The sequence below is a fragment of the Cardinium endosymbiont cEper1 of Encarsia pergandiella genome, from assembly GCF_000304455.1.
Classification (GTDB): Bacteria; Bacteroidota; Bacteroidia; order Cytophagales; family Amoebophilaceae; genus Cardinium.
On record NC_018605.1, the window covers coordinates 340833 to 362180 of the forward strand.

11 protein-coding genes, 1 tRNA gene and 1 pseudogene are annotated in these 21348 nt (G+C 36.9%); all 13 read left to right on the forward strand.

Features of this window, described 5'->3' with window-relative positions:
- Positions 1-2 precede the first annotated feature (2 nt).
- The 13 genes and pseudogenes from rplJ (at position 3) to AL022_RS01605 (ending at position 21332) form a co-directional block, all read left to right on the forward strand.
- Positions 3-542: a 50S ribosomal protein L10 gene (gene rplJ, locus AL022_RS01550; protein WP_041546063.1), complete on the forward strand. Its 540-nt coding sequence runs from the start codon at positions 3-5 to the stop codon at positions 540-542.
- Between the two features lie 52 nt (positions 543-594).
- The gene (rplL, locus tag AL022_RS01555) at positions 595-972 is read left to right on the forward strand and encodes a 50S ribosomal protein L7/L12 (protein ID WP_014934488.1); all 378 of its coding nucleotides are present in this window, start codon (positions 595-597) and stop codon (positions 970-972) included.
- 205 nt (positions 973-1177) lie between these two features.
- Complete coding sequence (gene rpoB / locus AL022_RS01560) at positions 1178-5017, forward strand: DNA-directed RNA polymerase subunit beta (protein ID WP_014934489.1); 3840 nt, start codon at positions 1178-1180, stop codon at positions 5015-5017.
- Positions 5018-5070: 53 nt separating this feature from the next.
- Positions 5071-9366, forward strand: coding sequence for a DNA-directed RNA polymerase subunit beta' (gene rpoC / locus AL022_RS01565; RefSeq protein ID WP_014934490.1), 4296 nt, complete (start codon positions 5071-5073; stop codon positions 9364-9366).
- Positions 9367-9879: 513 nt separating this feature from the next.
- A tRNA-Val gene (locus AL022_RS01570) sits at positions 9880-9953 on the forward strand.
- Between the two features lie 116 nt (positions 9954-10069).
- A complete protein-coding gene (locus AL022_RS04490) occupies positions 10070-10222 on the forward strand; it encodes a hypothetical protein (RefSeq protein ID WP_014934492.1) in 153 nt (50 codons plus the stop codon).
- Between the two features lie 76 nt (positions 10223-10298).
- On the forward strand, positions 10299-10997 hold the full coding sequence (locus AL022_RS01575; protein ID WP_014934493.1) for a 4'-phosphopantetheinyl transferase family protein: 699 nt from the start codon (positions 10299-10301) through the stop codon (positions 10995-10997).
- A 258-nt stretch (positions 10998-11255) separates the two neighbouring features.
- Positions 11256-12473, forward strand: a pseudogene (locus AL022_RS01580) (IS256 family transposase).
- Between the two features lie 1131 nt (positions 12474-13604).
- The gene (gene recG / locus AL022_RS01585) at positions 13605-15698 is read left to right on the forward strand and encodes an ATP-dependent DNA helicase RecG (protein ID WP_014934498.1); all 2094 of its coding nucleotides are present in this window, start codon (positions 13605-13607) and stop codon (positions 15696-15698) included.
- A gap of 83 nt (positions 15699-15781) precedes the next feature.
- Positions 15782-17284, forward strand: a complete 1503-nt coding sequence (locus AL022_RS01590; RefSeq protein ID WP_014934499.1) for a carboxypeptidase M32 — start codon at positions 15782-15784, stop codon at positions 17282-17284.
- Positions 17285-17360: 76 nt separating this feature from the next.
- Positions 17361-17738: an FtsL-like putative cell division protein gene (locus AL022_RS01595; RefSeq protein WP_014934500.1), complete on the forward strand. Its 378-nt coding sequence runs from the start codon at positions 17361-17363 to the stop codon at positions 17736-17738.
- Positions 17680-19857 carry a penicillin-binding transpeptidase domain-containing protein gene (locus AL022_RS01600; protein WP_014934501.1) on the forward strand — a complete coding sequence of 726 codons (2178 nt, stop codon included), beginning with the start codon at positions 17680-17682 and terminating at the stop codon, positions 19855-19857. The genes AL022_RS01595 and AL022_RS01600 overlap by 59 nt, the downstream gene beginning before the upstream one ends.
- 2 nt (positions 19858-19859) lie before the next feature.
- Positions 19860-21332: a UDP-N-acetylmuramoyl-L-alanyl-D-glutamate--2,6-diaminopimelate ligase gene (locus AL022_RS01605; protein ID WP_014934502.1), complete on the forward strand. Its 1473-nt coding sequence runs from the start codon at positions 19860-19862 to the stop codon at positions 21330-21332.
- Positions 21333-21348 lie beyond the last annotated feature (16 nt).

Below are 21348 nucleotides of genomic sequence, written 5' to 3' on the forward strand. Positions count from 1 at the left end.
AAATGAAACGAGAAGAAAAATTACAAGTTATAGAAAGTCTAGTAGAAAAGTTTTCTGCTTTCGACTGCTTTTATATAGTAGACGCTATGGGGCTTACCGTAGAGCAGGTAAATAAATTTAGAAAAAGTTGTGCAGAACAAAATATAGCCTATCAGGTAGCTAAAAATACCCTCATACGAAAAGCCCTAGAGCGGTCCGAAAAATGTACCGCCCATGTGGCTGCTTTTTCAAGCGTATTAAAAGGATTTTCAGGTATTTTATTTAGCCGTGATAGTGGCCGTGCTCCTGGAAAAATATTAAAAGCTTTTTTGGAAGCAGAAAAGTTAAACTTGCCTGTTTTGAAAGCTGCTTCCATTTATGGTGATTTATTTATTGGGGCAGAACATTTGGATAGGTTAACAAACTTAAAATCAAAAGAAGAGATTTTAGGCGATATTATCACGCTTTTAAAAGCCCCTATTTTAAATGTGCTGGCTGCAATGCAATCTGGCGAAAAACGTTTGATGGGCGTTATGGAAACTTTTTTGAAAGCATCAACTTAATAAAAAAGTCTCTTTTTTATATTTATCTAAATTTTATAAACCTTTAAAAATTATGATCGACTTAAAAGATTTAGCGAAAACGCTTGTTAACTTAACGGTTAAACAGGTAAGTGATCTGGCTGATATTTTGAAGAATGAACATGGCATTGAACCAGTTGCTGCAGCTCCTATGATGATGGCTGCTGCACCTGCAGTTTCTATTGAAAATGTACCAGAGAAAACTACATTTGATGTTATCTTAAAATCAGGCGGTGCGGCTAAGCTAGCAGTTGTAAAACTGGTAAAAGAGATAACAGGGTTAACATTAAAAGAAGCCAAGGAGTTTGTAGATGGTGTACCAGATACGATGAAACAAGCCCTTCCTAAGGAAGAAGCAGAGACTATTAAAAGAAAATTAGAAGAGGCTGGTGCAGAGGTTGAGTTGAAATAGTCAATGAGTATTTGTAGATATAATATAATTTTTGCTGCGTTAAAGGTTACCTATGTAGGTCTGAGTGCATATCTATTTGTACCCTTTAGCGCTCCCTTGCTTCATGTTAATGTAGCTAAAACCGCATTCTAGTTTTGCTTTCTATAAGTTATAAACATGTAGCACCTTCGTAAAGAAAACACAATCTAGTAAACAAAATTGCCATATGCCTTCTGTTGATGCTCCCGCAAACTACACTGATTTGCTTGAAATCCAGTTGCAATCTTTTAGAGACTTTTTTCAACTCGGTGTTAGTCCAGAAAATAGAATAAGTGAAGGGCTTTATAAGGTTTTTATGGAGCATTTTCCTATTGAAGATTCTAAGCGAAACTATATTCTAGAGTTTATTGACTACAATTTAGAGCTTCCCCAATATACGCCTCGGGAGTGTATTGAACGGGGCTTGACCTATGATGTACCTTTGAAAGCAAAATTACGCTTGTTACAAAATGACGAACATACTGGGAAATATGAAGGCGTTGAACAAGAGGTTTTTTTAGGTAATATACCTTATATGACCGATCAAGGTTCTTTTATTTTAAGTGGTGTAGAGCGTGTGGTGGTTTCTCAAGTGCATAAGTCTTCTGGTATTTTCTTTTTTCAAAATAAGCACATTAGTGGTTCCAATGTTTATGCTGCTAAGGTAGTGCCTGCCAAAGGTGTTTGGATTGAATTTTCCGTTGATATTAATTCAGTCATGTATATCTATTTAGATAGGAAAAAGAAAATACCCATTACTACTATGTTGCGTGCCATTGGGTATAGTAGTGACAAAGATATTTTAGGTATATTTGGTCTTGCCGATGAGGTAGAGGCAAGTGGTCCAGGATTGGAAAAATATATAGGCCGTAAATTAGCCGCTCGGGTTTTAAAAAGTACTGTAGAGCATTTTATAGATGAAGAAACGGGCGAAAAATATGTTTCTCCCAGACATGAAGTTCTTGTAGAGCGGAATACAGTATTAGATGAAGCAGTGATAGAAGTCATTTTATCTTCTGGTGTTCCCTCTGTTATTTTGCATCATTCAGAAGCAGCTCCTGCAGACTACCATCTTATATATAACACCTTTGGGAAAGATAGTACCAATGATACGAAGGAAGCAATAGAGCAAATTTACCGTCAGTTGCGTAATGCAGAGGCACCTGATGAGCAGACCGCCCGTGAAACGGTAGAAAGCCTTTTTTTTAGTAGTAAGCGCTATACGTTGGGTGAAGTAGGTCGTTATCGAATCAATAAAAAATTAAATCTAGATATCCCATTAGAGACTTCTGTTTTGACCCAAGAAGATATCATACAAATTATTCATTATCTGATTAAGGTAGTCAATGGTAAGGCAGAAGTAGATGATATTGATCATTTAAGCAATCGCCGCGTACGTTCTGTTGGGGAGCAACTGTTTACCCAGTTTGGCATAGGGCTTTCTCGTTTGGCCAGAACCATTCGTGAACGCATTAACATTAGAGATAATGAGCTATTTAAGCCTGCAGACCTAATTAATGCACGTACCCTTTCTTCAGTGATTAGTTCTTTCTTTGGTATCAATCCACTTTCTCAGTTAATTGATCAAGTCAACCCATTGGCAGAAATTACCCATAAGCGTCGCGTATCCGCATTAGGACCTGGCGGACTTTCTAGAGATCGTGCTGGTTTTGAGGTTCGTGACGTCCACTATTCTCATTATGGTAGGTTGTGTACCATTGAGACACCGGAAGGTATGAATATTGGTTTGATTTCTTCACTTTGCATGTATGCACGTGTCAACAATATGGGCTTTATCGAAACACCTTATAGGCGGGTAGAGGATGGTAAAGTTGACCTTAGTGGTGCCATTTGTTACCTTAGTGCTGCAGAAGAAGAACATGCTAATTTTGCTCCAGCTAATGTACAGTTAGATGCAAATGGTGTCATCTTAGATAACCGAGTCAAAGTTCGAAATGGAGATGAGTATCCTTTGGTAAAACCAGAGCAGGTTAATTATATGGATGTTTCGAGCAGTCAGATTGCTTCAGTTGCTGCTTCTTTGATTCCGTTTTTGGAGCACAATGATGCCAGTCGTGCCTTGATGGGATCTAACATGCAGCGTCAGGCTGTTCCTTTGGTAAGGCCAGATGTGCCTATTGTTTGTACAGGTGTAGAAAAAAGAGTCGCTAAAGAGTTTAGGGGGTTACCTACGGCAGAGGGTAGTGGTTTGGTTACTTATGTGGATGGTAGAAAAATTGTGGTTCAGTATGATCGTTCTGAAGAAGAAGCGCTCGTTGCCTTTGATGAAGCCTCTGTAACCTATTCTATGGATAAATTTAGAGGTACCAACCGCAGTACTTGCATTAACCTATCGCCAATTGTTGCTAAAGGCAGTCGTGTAGAAAAAGGTCAGGTCCTTTGTGAAGGATATGCCACTAAAAATGCAGAGTTGGCCCTGGGTAAAAATTTAAAAGTAGCCTTCTTATCTTGGAAAGGATATACCTTTGAAGATGGTATTGTAATTTCTGAACGTATTGTACGGGATGGCGTTTTTACTTCTATTCATATCAAGGAGTTTATTTTGGAAGTAAAGGATACAAAATTTGGTGCAGAAGAGTTGACCAATGAAATTCCAAATGTTAGTGAAGAAGCCATTTCCAAGTTAGGTATTGATGGTATTGTTAAAGTAGGTACAGAAGTTAAAGAAGGTGATATCTTAATTGGTAAAATTACCCCAAAGGGAGAGATAGATGCGACGCCAGAAGCAAGGCTTTTAAAGGCTATTTTTGGTGATAAAGCAGGCGATGTAAAAAATACCTCTTTAAAAGTGCCATCTGGTATGGAAGGTATTGTGATCGATACTAAAATATTCTCTAGTCCTGAAAGAAATAAAGAAAGTAAGCAAAAAGTCAAAAAAGAGCTGGAGTTATTAAAAAAAGCACATGCTAAAAAATTATTAAAATTGCGTGATATAGCTATTCAAAAGTTATCGCTGGTTTTAGATGGCGTGGTTACCAATGGTATTTATCACCAATTTGGTGATGAGATTATTGCAGAAGGTACGAAGCTTACAGCTCCACTTATTGCTGAAAAGCTCTTTCCTCCTAAAAATATTTACCGTGATGAGTCGCTTTATAATATTCCAGCAGAAGCCAATCTAGTTGGAGACCTTGTATTCAGTAATTGGACCCCTGACCCATCTAAAAATCATCTCGTCCAGCATATTTTAGGCAACTATATTAAAAAATGTACCGCTTCCATTGTACGTTTTAAGCGTGAAAGATTTACACTAGAAGCGGGAGATGGGCTACCCAAAGGGGTTGTAAAAGTAGCTAAAGTCTATATTGCAGAAAAAAGAAAGCTCAAGGTAGGTGATAAAATGTCTGGAAGACATGGTAACAAAGGTATTGTTTGTAAGATTGTACCCCAAGAAGATATGCCATTCTTAGCAGATGGTACACCAGTAGATGTGGTATTGAGTCCACTTGGATTGCCTTCTCGTATGAATTTAGGGCAGTTATATGAAACTGTGCTAGGATGGGCTGGTGAGCAATTAGGTAAACGGTATGTCAATCCTATTTTTGAAGGTATGACCTTAGATCAGATTTCCAGTGAATTACAACAAGCTGGCTTACCTGCTTTTGGTAAAACAACCGTTTATGATGGAGGAACAGGTATGCCATTTAATCAAAGCGTTACCGTTGGAGTCGTTTATTTGCTCAAGCTTGCTCATTTAGTAGATGATAAAATGCATGCCCGTTCTACAGGTCCTTATTCTTTAATTACGCAGCAACCATTAGGTGGTAAAGCCCAATTTGGTGGACAACGATTTGGTGAAATGGAAGTATGGGCATTAGAAGCCTATGGAGCTGCTTATACATTACAAGAAATGCTCAATACTAAATCAGATGATGTGGTTGGTAGATCTAAAGCCTATGAAGCAATCGTTAAAGGCAATAATATCCCAAGGCCCAATTTATCAGAATCATTTAATGTGTTGATGCATGAATTAAGGGGGCTAGGGCTTGAAATTACGCTTGTATAACAAGTAGTCAGTTTGACATTCCATATCTCACATCGCTTACCAAGTTTAACCGTATGAAGTTTAAAAGAAATAGGGCACAATCCACTCAATTTTCTGGTATCATTGCCAGTCTCTCTTCTCCAGAAGTTATTTTATCTCGTTCTTCAGGAGAAGTTACCCTACCAGAAACCATTAATTATAGAACCCATAAGCCTGAAACCAAAGGATTATTTTGTGAGCGTATATTTGGTCCTGTAAAAGACTGGGAATGTCATTGTGGTAAGTATAAAGGCATTCGTTATAAAAGTATTGTATGTGATAGATGTGGTGTTGAGATTACAGAAAAAAAACAACGTAGAGAACGCGTCGGTCATATCGAGTTGGTTGTTCCCGTGACCCATATTTGGTACTTTAGGGTGCTGCCTAGTAAGATTAGTTATTTGCTGGGTATACCTACTAAAAAAGTTGAGCAGATTGTATACTATGAGCGTTATGTAGTCATTCAACCTGGTATCAAGAAAGAAGATGGTATAGCCGCTATGGATCTACTATCTGAAGATGAGTATTTGGCTATTTTAGATGAATTGCCTCCAGATAACCCATTATTGAGCCATTCAGATCCTAATAAATTTATCGCCCTTATTGGTTCAGAAGCTATTGAGTCTATCCTAAAAAATCTTGATTTAGAAAAACTTTCAGTTGACTTACGCGAGCAGTTGCTAACTGATGCTTCTCAACAACGCCGTTTGGAGATTGTCAAAAGATTAAAAATTGTAGAAGGGTTTAGAGATGTCCATAAAAAAGTAGAAAACCGGCCAGAATGGATGGTGATGCGTATATTGCCTGTTATTCCTCCTGAGCTACGTCCTCTTTTCTCACTCGGTGGTGGTAAATTTGCTACTTCTGATTTAAATGACCTTTATAGAAGAGTTATTATTAGAAACAATAGGCTTAAGAGATTATTAGATATTAAAGCACCACAAATCATCATACGCAATGAAATGCGTATGTTACAAGAAGCGGTAGATTCTTTATTTGATAATTCTCGTAAAGTAAATTCTGTTGCTTCAGAGGGGATTCGACCATTAAAATCTCTTTCAGATATGTTGAAAGGGAAGCAGGGTCGTTTTAGGCAGAATTTGCTTGGCAAGCGTGTAGATTATTCCGGCAGATCTGTTATTGTGGTAGGGCCTGAGTTGCAGTTGCATGAGTGTGGGTTACCTAAAGAAATGGCAGTTGAACTATTTATGCCTTTTATCATACGTAGGCTCATAGAGCGTGGGGTAGCAGAAACTGTAAAAGTAGCTAAAAGATTAATAGAAGAAAAAGCCCCTGTTATCTGGGATGTATTAGAGAATGTATTGAAAGGTCATCCTGTACTACTCAACCGAGCACCAACCTTGCACCGATTGGGTATACAAGCCTTTCAACCTAAATTGATTGAAGGAAAGGCCATTCAATTGCATCCTTTGGTATGTACTGCGTTCAATGCTGACTTTGATGGGGATCAAATGGCCGTTCACGTTCCTCTTGGTCAAGAAGCCATTGCAGAAGCTTCATTGCTTATGTTGGCATCCTATAATGTATTGAATCCCTCAAACGGTATTCCTATTACTATTCCATCCCGTGATATGATTTTGGGATTGCATTATCTAACCAAAGGAAAGCGTAGTACACCCGAAAATGTGGTATTAGGAGAGGGCATGTCTTTTTATGCACCTGAGGAAGTATTGATTGGATTGGCTCATGAAAAAGTATCTAAGCATGCTTATATCAAGCTTCGTTTGCCTGTAATCCAGTCAGATGGATCAGAAGTTTATAGACTGATAGAGACTACCGTTGGTAGGGTAGTATTCAATCAGTATTGTCCAGATGGGATGGCATTTGTTAATGAAACATTGAATGTAAGAAACATGCAGCGTATTGTAACAGATATGTACAGTAAGTTTGGTACAGTTGTTACCGTTGAGTTTTTAGATAACATTAAAGCTTTAGGCTTTAATAGTGCATTTCAGGCAGGAATGACTATTGGGTTAGATGATGTAAAGATACCAGCCAACAAACATGAATTAATTGACCAAGCTACTGCAGAGGTAGAGTCGATTTGGGGTAACTATATGTTGGGTTTGATAACCGATAATGAAAGATACAATCAGGTTATTGACGTTTGGACCAGAACCAATACTCGTATTACCAATCAACTCATGGAACAGTTGGAGCGTGACCAGGATACCTTTAACTCTGTGTACATGATGATGATTTCTGGTGCAAGGGGATCCCGTGAACAGGTGCGTCAGTTGGGTGGTATGAAAGGATTAATTGGAAGACCTCAAAAAAGTACACAAGGATCAGTAGGAGAAATTATTGAACATCCTATTATTTCTAATTTCCAAGAAGGGTTGAACGTTATTGAGTATTTTATTGCTACCCACGGTGCTAGAAAAGGGTTGGCTGATACAGCTTTAAAAACAGCAGATGCTGGATATCTCACTAGAAGGTTGGTAGATGTAGCGCAAGATTTAACCGTTATTGAAGAAGACTGTGGCTCCCTGAAGGGCATTACTGTAACTGCTGTAAAGGTTGAGAATAAGGTAGTAGAATCACTTGCAGAACGTATTCTAGGGCGTGTGGTGGTAGAAGACGTATTCGATCCACAAACAGGTGTCCTATTAATTGCACGTGGCAATGGAATTGACGAGCAGATTGCTCACACTATAGAGAAAGCGGGATTAGAAGAGGTATTTGTACGTTCTGTTTTAACCTGCGATTTATTCCAAGGTGTTTGTGTAAAATGTTATGGACGAAACTTAGCCACTGGTAATATGGTATCTGTTGGCGAAGCAGTCGGAGTAATTGCTGCCCAATCTATTGGGCAGCCTGGTACACAGCTTACCATGAGAACCTTCCATGTTGGAGGTACTGCCTCTAATGTTACCGTTGATGCTAAGGTTAAAGCAAAATATGCAGGTGTAGTGAATTTTGAAGACTTGATGGTTACAAGTTATGTAGATACAAATGGACAGGCAGTAGAAGTTGTTATGAGCCGTTCTGCTGAGCTACAAATTTTAGATGCAGATACAAGAAAAGTATTAACCACTACCCATGTGCCATATGGTGCCCATCTTAAGGTAGCAAGCCATCAAATGGTAAGTTACGATCAAGAACTTTACCATTGGGATCCTTATAATGTTGTATTATTGGCTACTCAGGACGGGGTAGTCAGTTTCCTAGGTCTTAAAGAAGGCGTTACCTATCAAGAAGAATTTGATGAGCAAACTGGTCGTAAAGCAAAGGTAATGATTGAGTCCAGGGATAAGACCAAACATCCAAGTATCATCTTATCTGATGATGCTGGTGTAACCATTGCCTCCTATACTCTTCCTGTTAAAGCACAGCTCGTAGTAGAAGCAGGTGATAGGATACGTAAAGGAGCAGTATTGGCTAGAGTCCCTCGTATTATTAATCAATCCAGAGACATTACAGGTGGGTTGCCTCGTGTAGTAGAGCTTTTTGAAGCTAGAAAACCTGCCAATACTGCTTTTATTAGTGAATTAAGTGGTGTCGTAACCTATGGAGGCATTAAAAGAGGCAATAGAGAAGTTTTTATTGAATCCAAAGAAGGTATACAGGTTAAGTATATGATACCGTTGTCTAAGCATATCTTGGTCCAAGATAACGATTACGTTAAAGTAGGAGAGGTAATCACAGATGGTGCCGTAGCTGCTGCGGATCTTTTAGTTACAAAAGGTCCGTTGGTTACCCAAGAATATATCATGAATGAGTTGCAAAGCGTGTACCGTTTACAAGGTGAAAAAATTAACAATAAGCATATTGAAATCATCATTAAGCAGATGATGCGTAAGGTAGAGGTATTGGATCCAGGAGATACTATGCTATTGCATGGACAAATTATTGATAAAGTTAAATTCTTTGAAGAGAATGATAGAATCCGTGATAAAGTTATTGTGCTCACACTTGGTGATTCTAAATTATTCAAGCAAGGAGAATTTGTTTCTGCTAGCAGATTGTTACAAGAGAATGATAAACTTACCCAGAAAGGGCTAGTACCTGTTGAAGCTAGGACAGCAGAATTGGCTGTTTCCCAGCCAAAGTTGCAGGGTATTACACAAATCTCCTTGGCTACCGAAAGTTTCTTATCTGCAGCTTCTTTCCAAGAAACCGCTAAAGTATTGAGCGATGCGGGTATTAGTGCCAAGTATGATAAATTAAAAGGATTGAAAGAAAATATTATTGTAGGTCATCTGATTCCTGCTGGAACAGGTATGCGTCCTTATGAACGATTGGTTGTAAATGCTAAAAGTGAGTATGATGCTTTGGTCGCTGCTAAATCTAGTGTAACCGCAGGTTAGCTCTAAAGCAATCCATAAGACCTCCTTAAATATAAAAGTACTTTTTTAATACAAAGCTTAAAAGTCTATTGAAACGGTATAAATCTGTAAATCAGTTAAATAAATACAAATTTTACGTTAATATATTTCAACTAATTTTAATACATTCATAAGCGGCTTCTTTGGTAATTTGTTTTTTGTATCTCCAAATTTAAAAGATAAAGGAGCTTTTTCAAGATACTTCTTAAGAATCTAATCCCGAATTAACGTTAAAATAGCTAATTTTTCAGTCCATTATACCATAACAAAAATTTATACTATGGATCTAGAACAACGTCCTTAATATTGGATTTTGAAAATAAAAAGTATTTTTAGTAGAAAGTATTCAAGTTACCACTTAGAAGCCACTGCCTTACTGATTAACAAATAATTATATGATACTTCAGGACTGATTACTTCAGATAGTCTTATGCATACAAACGTACGAAATGAATACTTTTTTTGAAAAAAATAACTATATTTGTCCTCTTGATTGGGTTCTTAGCTCAGCTGGTTAGAGCATCTGTTTTACACACAGAAGGCCGTAGGTTCGAATCCTACAGGGCCCACGCTAGTTATCAGTTTTTTCTATATTATAGATTCTAGAAAAGCTATCCTGTTGGGCAGCTTCTTGTTAAAATTTCCTAATGGAATGGCCTTCTATTAAACTTAAAATTTAGATCATATGCCTGTTAGATTGCAACGTAAAGCAAGAAAAAATAAAATAAAAGCAGCACAACGCAAAGCTGCCATCAAACGCCTTATGTTTGTGCCCGTTATTAAATGTTTAGATGTAGCAGCGATACGTAAAAGTTTTACTGAACGTACCACCGTTTAATTTTTTTGATCTATATATTTTCACGTAAAATGGTTGTATAAAGCAGGTCAACTTTCTAAGCTATAGCTTGTTTCCTATGCCTGTTTATAATTTTTTCCTGCTTTCTTCTAATACTTCTTGTCTTATTTGGAAAATTGAAGAAAGCTTGACAAAATTGCGCCTTCAATTGCATCCTCATTTTTTAACAGATTTTCAAAATGCCAATCTATCTTCAAAAGATAGGATACGCCAGTCTTTAGCCGTAAGAATAGCCCTTTACTGTTTATTAGAAAAATTAAATTTACCTATTTTAACGCTTGCTAAAAATGAACAAGGTAGTCCTATTTTAGCTAATAGTAGTTTTTACCTTAGTTTTACCCATACCCATTATTTAGCGGCAGTAGCATTATCTACTGTTTACCCTATAGGGATTGACATAGAAATGGTAAGATCTAGCTTGTATACCATACAAAAAAAGTATTTAAATGCAGAAGAAATCGAAAATGCCAATGGTTCCTTAGAAAAATTGGCCATCTATTGGTCTGCAAAAGAAGCATTGTATAAACGTTTAAATAAGCAGCCAATCCCTACTTTCAAGGATATTTTTGTACAGCCCTTTCGATTAGCGGCCAAAGGAGAAATTATAGCCCATTTGCATCAAAAAAAGTATACAATGGGCTATCAGCAAGTAGTAGACAGAGCACTACCGCGACATGTTTTGGTATATTGTGCCCATGAACTAGGTGTAAGCATGACCGCTAATGTAGCAGCTGTTAAACCACATTCACTTACATAATCGTAAGTGTTTAGTTATACTGGACTAAAAAATTAGGACAAAAAAGTGAAAGTTTTGTTGCTATATAGTATGTTTTCGTCAATCTAATATGAATAGATCAAATGGGAAAAAATAATGCAGGCTAAAAAATAGACAAAAATAGGACACAAAATTAAATAAAAGTTGTCCGAGTTTGTAAATAAAATTGTGTAAATGCTTATTTGTTATTAAGAAATCTATCGTTATAAATAATCGGTAGTAATAAATAAGTCATAATCAATGGAATCACAACAAATAAATATAGATCCAAATCTACTAAAAGAATTATCGAAGTCTATTAAGAGTGAAAAAGATTTAGCTATTCTGAGCAAGCAACTATTAAAACTGACGGTAGAACGTGCTATGGATGCAGAGCTAGACGATCATCTTGGCTATTCAAAGCATTCTATAGAAGGTAGGAACACGGGAAATAGTCGTAATGGTTACTCTCTTAAGCGCTTGAAGGGTGATTTTGGCGAAATGGAAATTAATAGGCCACGAGATCGAAACAGCACGTTCGATCCTCAAATTGTTCGCAAAGGTCAAACTAGGTTCACTGATTTTGATGAACAAATTCTGTCACTTTATGCCAGAGGGATGACCACCCGAGATATTTCAGATACGTTCAAAGAGCTCTATGGTAGAGAGGTATCACACAGTTTAATTTCGAAAGTAACTGAATCTGTTATTGAGGAGATTACTATTTGGCAGAATCGTCCATTAGAAAGCGTATATCCCCCATACTGTATTTAGATTGTATCGTTATCAAGTCTCATGAAGATAAACGCGTAATAAATAAATCAATTTATTTGGCATTAGCCATTAATTGTCAAGGCCAAAAAGAATTACTTGGTTTGTGGATAGCAGAAACTGAAGAAGCAAAATTTTGGCTATCCCGTATTAACTGAATTAAGTAATCGTGGCATTAAGGATATTTTTATTGATTGTGTTGATGGATTAACTGGATTTCCAGATGCTATTAATACAGTATTTCCAAAAACCAAAATCCAGTTATGCATTGTTCATCTTATTCGTAATTCCTTACGTTATGTATCCTATAAGGATATGAAGTCCGTCGCATCGGATCTTAAACTTATTTATCGGGCTATTTCTATTGATCAAGAGGAAGAAGAGCTTCTTATTTTTAGTGAAAAATGGGATAAAAAGTATCCAGCCATTAGTCGTTCATGGCATAAAAATTGGAGTAATATTATAACTATTTTCGACTATCCTGATGAAATACGAAAAATTATTTATACCACTAATGCGATAGAATCACTTAATAGTGTGATTAGAAAATCGATCAATAACCGTAAATTTTTTCCTAATGACCAATCTGCATTAAAAGTGGTATATTTAGCTATACAAAAAGCATCACAAAAGTGGACTATGGCTCTACATGATTGGAGAGCCGCTATCAATCGATTCGCTATAGAATTTGAAGGAAGAGTTTCTTAAAAAATGGCACTTACACAAAATCGTTTACAGGCTCTTAAACAAAGTACAAAGCATCCATTTCTTCTCGTAGTTCCATCCACTATTTATCCATGATAGATAAGACTTCTAAGAATCCTTTTTTAAACAACTCCTGTTCATTTTTCGTCTTAATAGTAGCTAAACATATTTCTTTAAGCCTCGTTTCATGATCAACTTCTTAATTCATGAATATGTGCTTCAAAAAAATGTATAACTGTATTTGGAACAGACTTACTATCTATTAACCTGAACTATGGATTAATATAATTGATTTACATATATTTTAGTACAATATCCTAATCCACGATTTAGGTTATTAAAGTTTTTACACAAAGATTCTACATATAAACCCTATTATGAACCACCTAAGCAAAATAAACCATATAAAAAATAACACCATAAATAGTTATACACTTGATATAACCAAAACTATTAAGAAAAAAGTTATAGACTTTTTATCCATAATCCTTCCTTACTTACTGCTTAGGCAGACTCTAAATCAGAAAATATCTTTTTAATGCATTTTTAATCATAATTTTATAGGAAGATATTTTTAAATACATATGATGGTCATATCATATCTTTGTTTTTTAAATCAAAAAATAGATAAAAAACAGTTTTTATATCAAATTTTACAAACTGATTATCAATACATATATATACAAGCCAAAACTCAGGTAAAATAAACATATAAGTCGTTTACAATAGATTTGTATATTAATGCAATATGGTGTCGAAAATAAATACATTTACATAGTATTCAAGTAAATATATACTAGATGCCAAACATCTACCAATTGACAAGAATTGAGTTATTAAGGTTGATTTTGAAAACTTTTCAAGTTACCATTTGCAATAGAAACAGAGACCTGTTTTAAGGCTAGATGGACAGTGGATAAACCAATTATTTTAAAAGAAAAATTGTGGATAATTTTTCTTTTAAAATATGTTCTCCACATATCCACTAGATAATAGAAATATTCTTTATTTTAAATCAAATTATTTATAATGTCTCTTGAGTGGATGGGGATAAGTATGAAAGTGTAAAGGGTGGGTGCTATTGTGTGCCGAATAGCAATATAATGGCCGATTAAGATAATATAGAAAATAGGGATGACCATGGATGATTTTTTCTCTAGGGATATAACTTTGCTTGCAGGACTGGATACAGCCCGTCTGCTTAAAGATGAACTCAGTATATATACCTATGAGGATCTCTTAAAACATTATCCATTTCGATACGAAGATAGAAGCCATATTTTTACAATTGCATCGCTAACGCCTGCTACTTCCAGTGTACAACTACAAGGATATGTTACTAAATTGCAAAAAATTGACAAAGGGAAAAAGAAACTGGTGGCACAGTTTGAGGACCAAACCGGACAACTGCAATTGGTATGGTTCCATAACTTTTCTTGGATTATAAAAAAAATTAAACCAAATGTATTGTACCGCATCTGGGGTAAACCTGTTTTTTTACCACAAGGCTCGATACAAATGATGCACCCAGAAGTTTGTTTTATAGCGGGTCATCAAAAAAAAAAAGATAACTTATTGCCTCTGTATCATGCTACAGAAAAATTAAAGCGGCATCAGCTAGATACAAAGGGAATTGCGTTCCTGCAAAATAAGCTGTTGAGTCAGCTCTCTACAACGGTAGAAGAAACCTTACCGAACTATTTATTAACACGTTATCAACTATCTTCTTTAAAAGAAGCTTTTCAAAATATTCATTTCCCCAATGACGAATCGGTACTGAGACAGGCCCGAAGGCGACTTAAGTTTGAGGAATTATTCTATATTCAATTAAAACTGCTTAAGCAAAAACAGATTTATTCCACCAAACAAAATGGTAAAATCTTTAATGATTTATCATTATTCAATACATTTTACCAGCGCCACTTACCCTTTCATTTGACCAATGGCCAAAAGCAGGCCATTAAAGAAATCTACCGCGACATACGTTCTGGCAAGCAGATGAACAGACTCTTACAAGGTGATGTGGGAAGCGGCAAAACGATTGTTGCTTTTTTGGCCATGTTAATGGTGGTGAGCAGCAAAGTACAGGTGGCCGTTATGGCGCCTACTGAGATTTTAGCCCATCAGCATTTTGAACGCTTTCGTGCTTTTGCACAACATCTAAATTTAAATGTTGCTTTACTGACAGGGAGTACTAAAAAAAAAGAGAGAGAACATATTTTATATCGGCTAAAAGTAGGCTTGCTTCCTATTGTGGTAGGTACCCATGCGTTGCTTAGTGATGCAGTTGCATTTAATGAACTGGGCTTTTTTATAATAGATGAACAACACCGTTTTGGTGTTGCACAACGTGCTGGTCTTTTAACTAAAAATCAAGCTTATGCGCCACATATACTGATTATGACGGCTACGCCTATTCCCAGGACCTTGGCCATGACTTTTTATGGTGACTTGGATCTTTCTACTATTTATGAGTTGCCCTCAGGGAGGAAACCTATTAAGACCCAACATTACTATGAAAATTTTCGGTTAAAAGTTTTTCAACTTATAAAAGAACAACTTCTATTGGGTAGGCAGATATACATTGTTTATCCTCTTGTGGAAGCTTCTGCTGTATTGGATTACCACAACCTTATGGATGGTTATACCTCTGTTTCTAGAGCTTTTCCAGATACTACTATTGGCATAGTACATGGAAAGATGGATGGTTTGACCAAAGAAATAGAAATGAAGCGTTTTGAAAAAAACGAGACACGTATTCTAGTGGCGACAACAGTTATAGAGGTGGGCATTAATGTACCCAATGCTACAGTAATCCTTATTGAAAGCGCAGAGCGATTTGGATTATCCCAATTGCATCAGCTGCGTGGTAGGGTAGGCCGTGGTAGTGCCCAATCATATTGTATATTGATGACCGATTATCGTTTAAATAAGATAGGAAAAAAACGAATGGAAGTAATGGTTAAAACCAATAATGGATTTGAAATAGCTGAATTGGATCTTAAACTTCGTGGTCCAGGAGATCTAATGGGCGTGCAACAAAGTGGCCTACTAAATTTAAAAATAGCTGATTTATCTAAAGATGGTGCTATTTTAGAAGTAGCACGTGGAATTGCTAAAGATATTATTCAAAAAGACCCAAATTTTCAGCAGCCTGATCATTTGGTAATTCATAAGGAATATACTAGATTACTCGCCTCGGGTGGAGATTGGAATAGGATAGGGTAAAAGCGCTTTTATCATAAATAATAAAAGATTGAGCAGATACCATTCGTTTTAGATTGCTTGGGTTAACTTTTAATCAAAAGATCATGTCAACATACGAAAGTTTTGTAGAAAGATTTAGCCATATTCAGTTGCTTCGTCAGACAAAAAGACTATTATCATGGGATCAGCAAACCTATATGCCCGCTGGTGCGGTTGATATACGTGCCAAGCAACTTGCTTATCTGGCCAGCCTAGCGCATGGGGAAGCAACCAGTAGTAAATACCGAGATGCCTTGGCAGAAATGATTGATATAGATACAGAAGAAATTAAGTTAGAAGGCTTATCTAAAATAGAAGCATCCAATCTTAAGCAGTGGTGTAAGGATTTTAAGGGGACTACTAAGTTGCCACAATCTTTTGTTCAGGCATACTATGCTACTACCACTACTGCAACAGAAGTATGGAAAAAGGCTAGGGCAACTTCTGATTTTGATTTATTCCGTCCTTGGTTGCAAAAGGTGGTGAATCTTAATCGAGAGAAAGCCAATCTACTAGGCTATGTAGATAGTCCCTATGATGCATTAATTGATTTGTATGAACCTGGTATAACCTCTTCTACTTTATCCACTCTTTTTGAAGACCTATCTTCTTTTTTATCTGCTATCGTAAAAAAAACAGATGGAAAAGATAGTCCCTATAAGGTATGTTTTGACCATTGTTTTCACCAAGAAGCACAAATGCGGTTCAACCATTTGCTCTTAAAGACCATAGGCATTAGTGGTGAAAATACTAGGTTAGACTGTTCTGCACATCCTTTTTGTTCGGGTATACATCCTTCTGATGTAAGGATCACTACAAATCTAGCAGGTGGATTATTGCAGAATATTTTTGCTGTTTTACATGAAAGTGGCCATGCACTTTATGAATTGGGCCTTTCTAAAGAAGGCTGGGCTACACCTTACGGCCAAAGTGTGTCGATGGGGGTCCATGAAAGTCAATCCAGGTGGTGGGAAGTGATGGTAGGTCAGTCTCTTCCTTTTTGGTCCTATATGTACCCTATCTTTCAAAAACATTTTCTCCATTTTAACGAGCTATCACTTGCTGATTTTTACCAACACATCAATCATGTACAGACTTCTTTTATTCGTATTTATGCGGACGAAGTAACCTATCCATTGCATATTATCCTTAGGTTTGAGCTAGAAAAAGCATTGATAGAAGGGACCATGGATGTATCAGATGTGCCAGAGATGTGGAATGTGAAGATGCAAGCGCTTTTGGGGATTACACCTAAAAATGATGCGGAAGGATGTTTACAAGATATTCATTGGTCTTCAGGTTATTTTGGTTATTTTCCAACTTATGCATTGGGTAATATCTATGCGGTTCAATACTTTGCTGCTTTTGTTCAATCTTTTCCAGACTGGGATCTAAAAGTAAGGGAAGGATCATTTTCCTTTATGAAGGATTGGTTGTATGACCATATTCATCAATTTGGTAGAATGTATAATCCCATGGAAATTATGCAACGTGTTACCGGTCATCCTATATCTACGCAACCCTATAAGGATTATATTAGGAGGAAATATCAAAATTTGTCTAAATAATCTTATCAAAATTTTAATGAGGTCCGTCTTATTTTTTTGTATTAGAGCTGATAAAAAAGTAGATTTTTAAAAAGTTATGGATGTTAATGGTAGAAAGGAAAATACCTATAAACCTATTAAAAGATTCACTTTATTTGGTCGGTTAGAAAAAAAGTTGGGTTTAAAAGGCATCTCTTTAGATACGCCTTATTATGTATTTCGTCTGTTATACCTTTTCTTTTTAGGATTGCTTTATGTTTGGAATACGCATTACCATGAAAAGATTTTGCATAGAATCCATCAGCTTCAGCCTATAGTAGATGGGCTTCGTGTGAAACATATGCAGTTACAGTCTAGTTATATGTTTGACAGTAAGCAATCTGAAGTAGCTAAAAAGGTTGCACCATTGGCCATTTATGAAAGTAAAACCCCCCCTTACACCATTAAAGCCAATAAAAAAAGTGACGCATACTAAGGCAATTTTATTACGTGCCAGAATAGTTTTTCTTTTTGTTGTATTTTTTGTCGGCGTCGTTATATGGAAAATAGTACATTTACAGTTTTTAGAAGTAGATAAGTGGCGCCATCGTGCCAAAGTGGCACAATTAGAATATAGACCTATTCTGGCCACCAGAGGTAATATTTATGCCGATGATGGCGCTTTATTGGCCACTTCTCTTCCCTTTTATAGGGTTGCTTTAGACCCTGTTCTGGCTTCAGATCTCTGTTTTAAGACAGGAATAGATCCACTTAGCCAAGCATTGTCTGATTTTTATAAAACGCATCCTCCTGATTACTACAAAAAGTTAATTATAGATGCGCGTGCCAGAAAACGGAGATACCTACTGTTGGATCAAGGATACATCACCTATGAAGAAAAGAAGATGATGAGTCGTTGGCCTATTTTTAGTCAAGGTAGGTTTAAGGGAGGGGTGATTTTTCAAGCGCAATACAAACGGTACAATCCCTTTAAAGAATTGGCCAGGCGTACCATTGGCATGGACAGGGAAACACATGGCTATGGTCTAGAATATTCCTTTAACCAAGCATTAAAAGGAGTAGATGGAAAAGCACTTTATCAGAAAGTAGTAGGTGGCAAGAAAGGAGTAGATGAAAAGACACTTTATCAGAAAGTGGTAGGTGGCAATTGGAAAAGGGTTCCCGAAGGTACCGTGATACCACCTATACATGGATGTGATTTGGTAACTACACTAGATATCAATTTACAAGATGTAGCCCAGAGCAGTTTGTTAACCGTTCTTGAGCAAACAAATGCGCAAAACGGTTGTGCAATTGTAATGGAGGTTTCTACTGGGGCTATTAAAGCAATTGCTAATTTATCTCGCACAGAATCTGGAAGATACATAGAAGCCTATAACTATGCCATAGGCAATCAAGGTAGAGTAGAACCGGGTTCAATTTTTAAGTTGGCATCTATGTTGGCTTTATTAGAAGAAACCAGATGGCCGCTTGCTAAGCCAATAGATACGGGTCAGGGGGTAGTGCGATTTTATAACAGACCGATGAAAGATGTTAAAAAAGGAGGATATGGGTTGCTTACCCTGCAAGAAGTATTTGAAAAATCATCTAATGTGGGTATATCTATGGCGATTAATCAAATTTTTGGTGCAGATCCTCAAAAATTTATGCATTATATGGAGCAGTTGGGTATGCACCAACCATTAGGGATTGAGCTAGCTGGAGAAGGAAAACCTTATATGATTACTCCTAAAAGCAAAATGTGGAGTGGCGTAGCACTTCCATGGCTTTCTATTGGTTACAACTTACAGGTAACCCCACTTCAGATGTTGGTACTGTATAACGCAGTAGCCAATAATGGTAAAATGGTCAAACCTATGTTTGTGCAACATATACAATTAGCCCATGGCGTCATTAAAAATTTTCCAATCACGGTCTTAAAAGAAAAGATCTGTTCAGATGAAACCTTGCATAAGCTACAAGTTATGTTAGAGGGGACGGTAGAAAAGGGGCTTGCACAACGCATTAAGCATGGATTTTATAAAATAGCTGGAAAGACAGGTACTGCTCAAAAATTGGTGAATGGAAGGTATACCGACCACCACCTGACCTCATTTGCTGGTTATTTTCCAGCAGATCGTCCCTATTATAGTTGCATTATTGTAGTAGATGATCCGCAAGGTGCAACCTTTCGTTTTGGTTCAGAAGTACCTGCACCTATATTTAAAAATATTGTGGATAGAATAGCTGGGAAAGATTTGCAGGCAAGAAAACCCATTAATGGGTCTGTAGGGCCATATCCAACCTTACTTTCTAATGTAGGGAATACCCATGAACTCCGTTTTTTATACCAATCTTTGCATTTCCCTCTACCTGAACATGATATAGTCCCAAATTGGGGCAGTATGCAGATCAGTCCTACAGGTGTAAACTTTCAGCCATGCCACAATCCATCTCCAAAAGAAGTACCCTATGTATTGCATATGAAGCTACGTGATGCACTCTTTTTATTAGAAGAACATGGCCTTAAAGTTACAGTAGTGGGTAATATACATGGTACAGTATCCAAACAATCTAAAGTAATGGATAACCATATGACTATTTTATTAAAGTAATCATGCACCATCTTCAACAGCTTCTAGTAGGTATTTCTGTAAAAAAAATATGGGGTTCAACTGACCTATCTGTACAAAGTATTTGTTTTGATAGCCGTAAAGCAGTACCCCATTCTTGTTTTATTGCTATAAATGGTAGCCAATTGGATGGACATGGCTACATATCAATGGCCATAGCAGCAGGTAGTAGCGTTGTTGTATGCGAATGGCTGCCTGAGTCGATTCAGGAAAATATAACCTATATAGTGGTCTATTCTACCGCTAAAGCACTGGGGATCATGGCTGCTAATTTTTACGAACAGCCCAGTAAAAAACTAACTTTGGTAGCAGTTACTGGTACAAATGGTAAAACCACTATTGTACACTTATTGTATCATGTGGTGCGCAAAATGGGCTATAAAGCTGGTATGTTTTCTACTATATACAATAAGGTTTTAGATCAAACCTATCCCGCTAGCCATACCACGCCAGATCCTTTGCAATTGCAGTCATTCTTGCATCTTATGGTAGCATCGGGTTGCCAATATTGTTTTATGGAAGCAAGTTCACATGCTATAGTCCAAGAAAGGTTAGCAGGCCTCTATTTTAGAGGTGCTATTTTTACCAATATTACCCATGAACATTTGGACTATCATCTTAACTTTTCACAATATATTCAGGCTAAAAAAAAACTATTTGACCATTTGCCTGCTACTGCTTTTGCCCTTATGAACCAGCAAGACAAACACAGTCCGGTACTGCTTCAGAATTGTAAGGCTCAAAAGTTTACTTTTTCACTTCGAGACGTTGCTGATTTTAGAGCAAAAATAGTGACCAATACTTTACATGGGCTAGAGTTAGCCTTACCCTTAGCCCATCAATCGATATGGTTTCAACTACTGGGTGCATTTAATGCCAGTAATCTGTTGGCTGCTTATGGTACCGCTCAGTTATTGGGATTAAACAACGAAGAAAGTTTGGTAGCGCTTTCAGCAATTCCTCCTGTTTTGGGAAGAATGAATCGGGTGCACCATGGAAAATCGCAACAAGTTATAATAGACTATGCCCATACGCCAGATGCCCTTCAAAAAGTAATGGATACGTTGCATGCCATCCGCCCTGCTGGCAGCAGGCTTATTGCCATTATGGGGTGTGGAGGCAATCGTGACCAACAAAAACGGGCAATCATTGGAAAGATTCTATCTCAAAATAGTGATATCGCTATATTTACGAGTGATAATCCAAGACAAGAAGATCCACAAGAAATTATCAATGCGATGCAACAAGGTGTACCTAAAGCAGCCTTTCCGAAAGTGCTCCATATCGTAGATAGAGCGATGGCGATTAAAACAGCTTGTTTACTGGCGCACGCAAACGATCTAATTTTAATAGCAGGGAAAGGCCATCAATATTATGAAGAAATCAAAGGGATAAAATATCCTTTTTTTGAAGCAAAAATTGTTCAAGAAATTTTGGGCGATGCAAAAGCAGTTTAGATGTAATCTAACCATA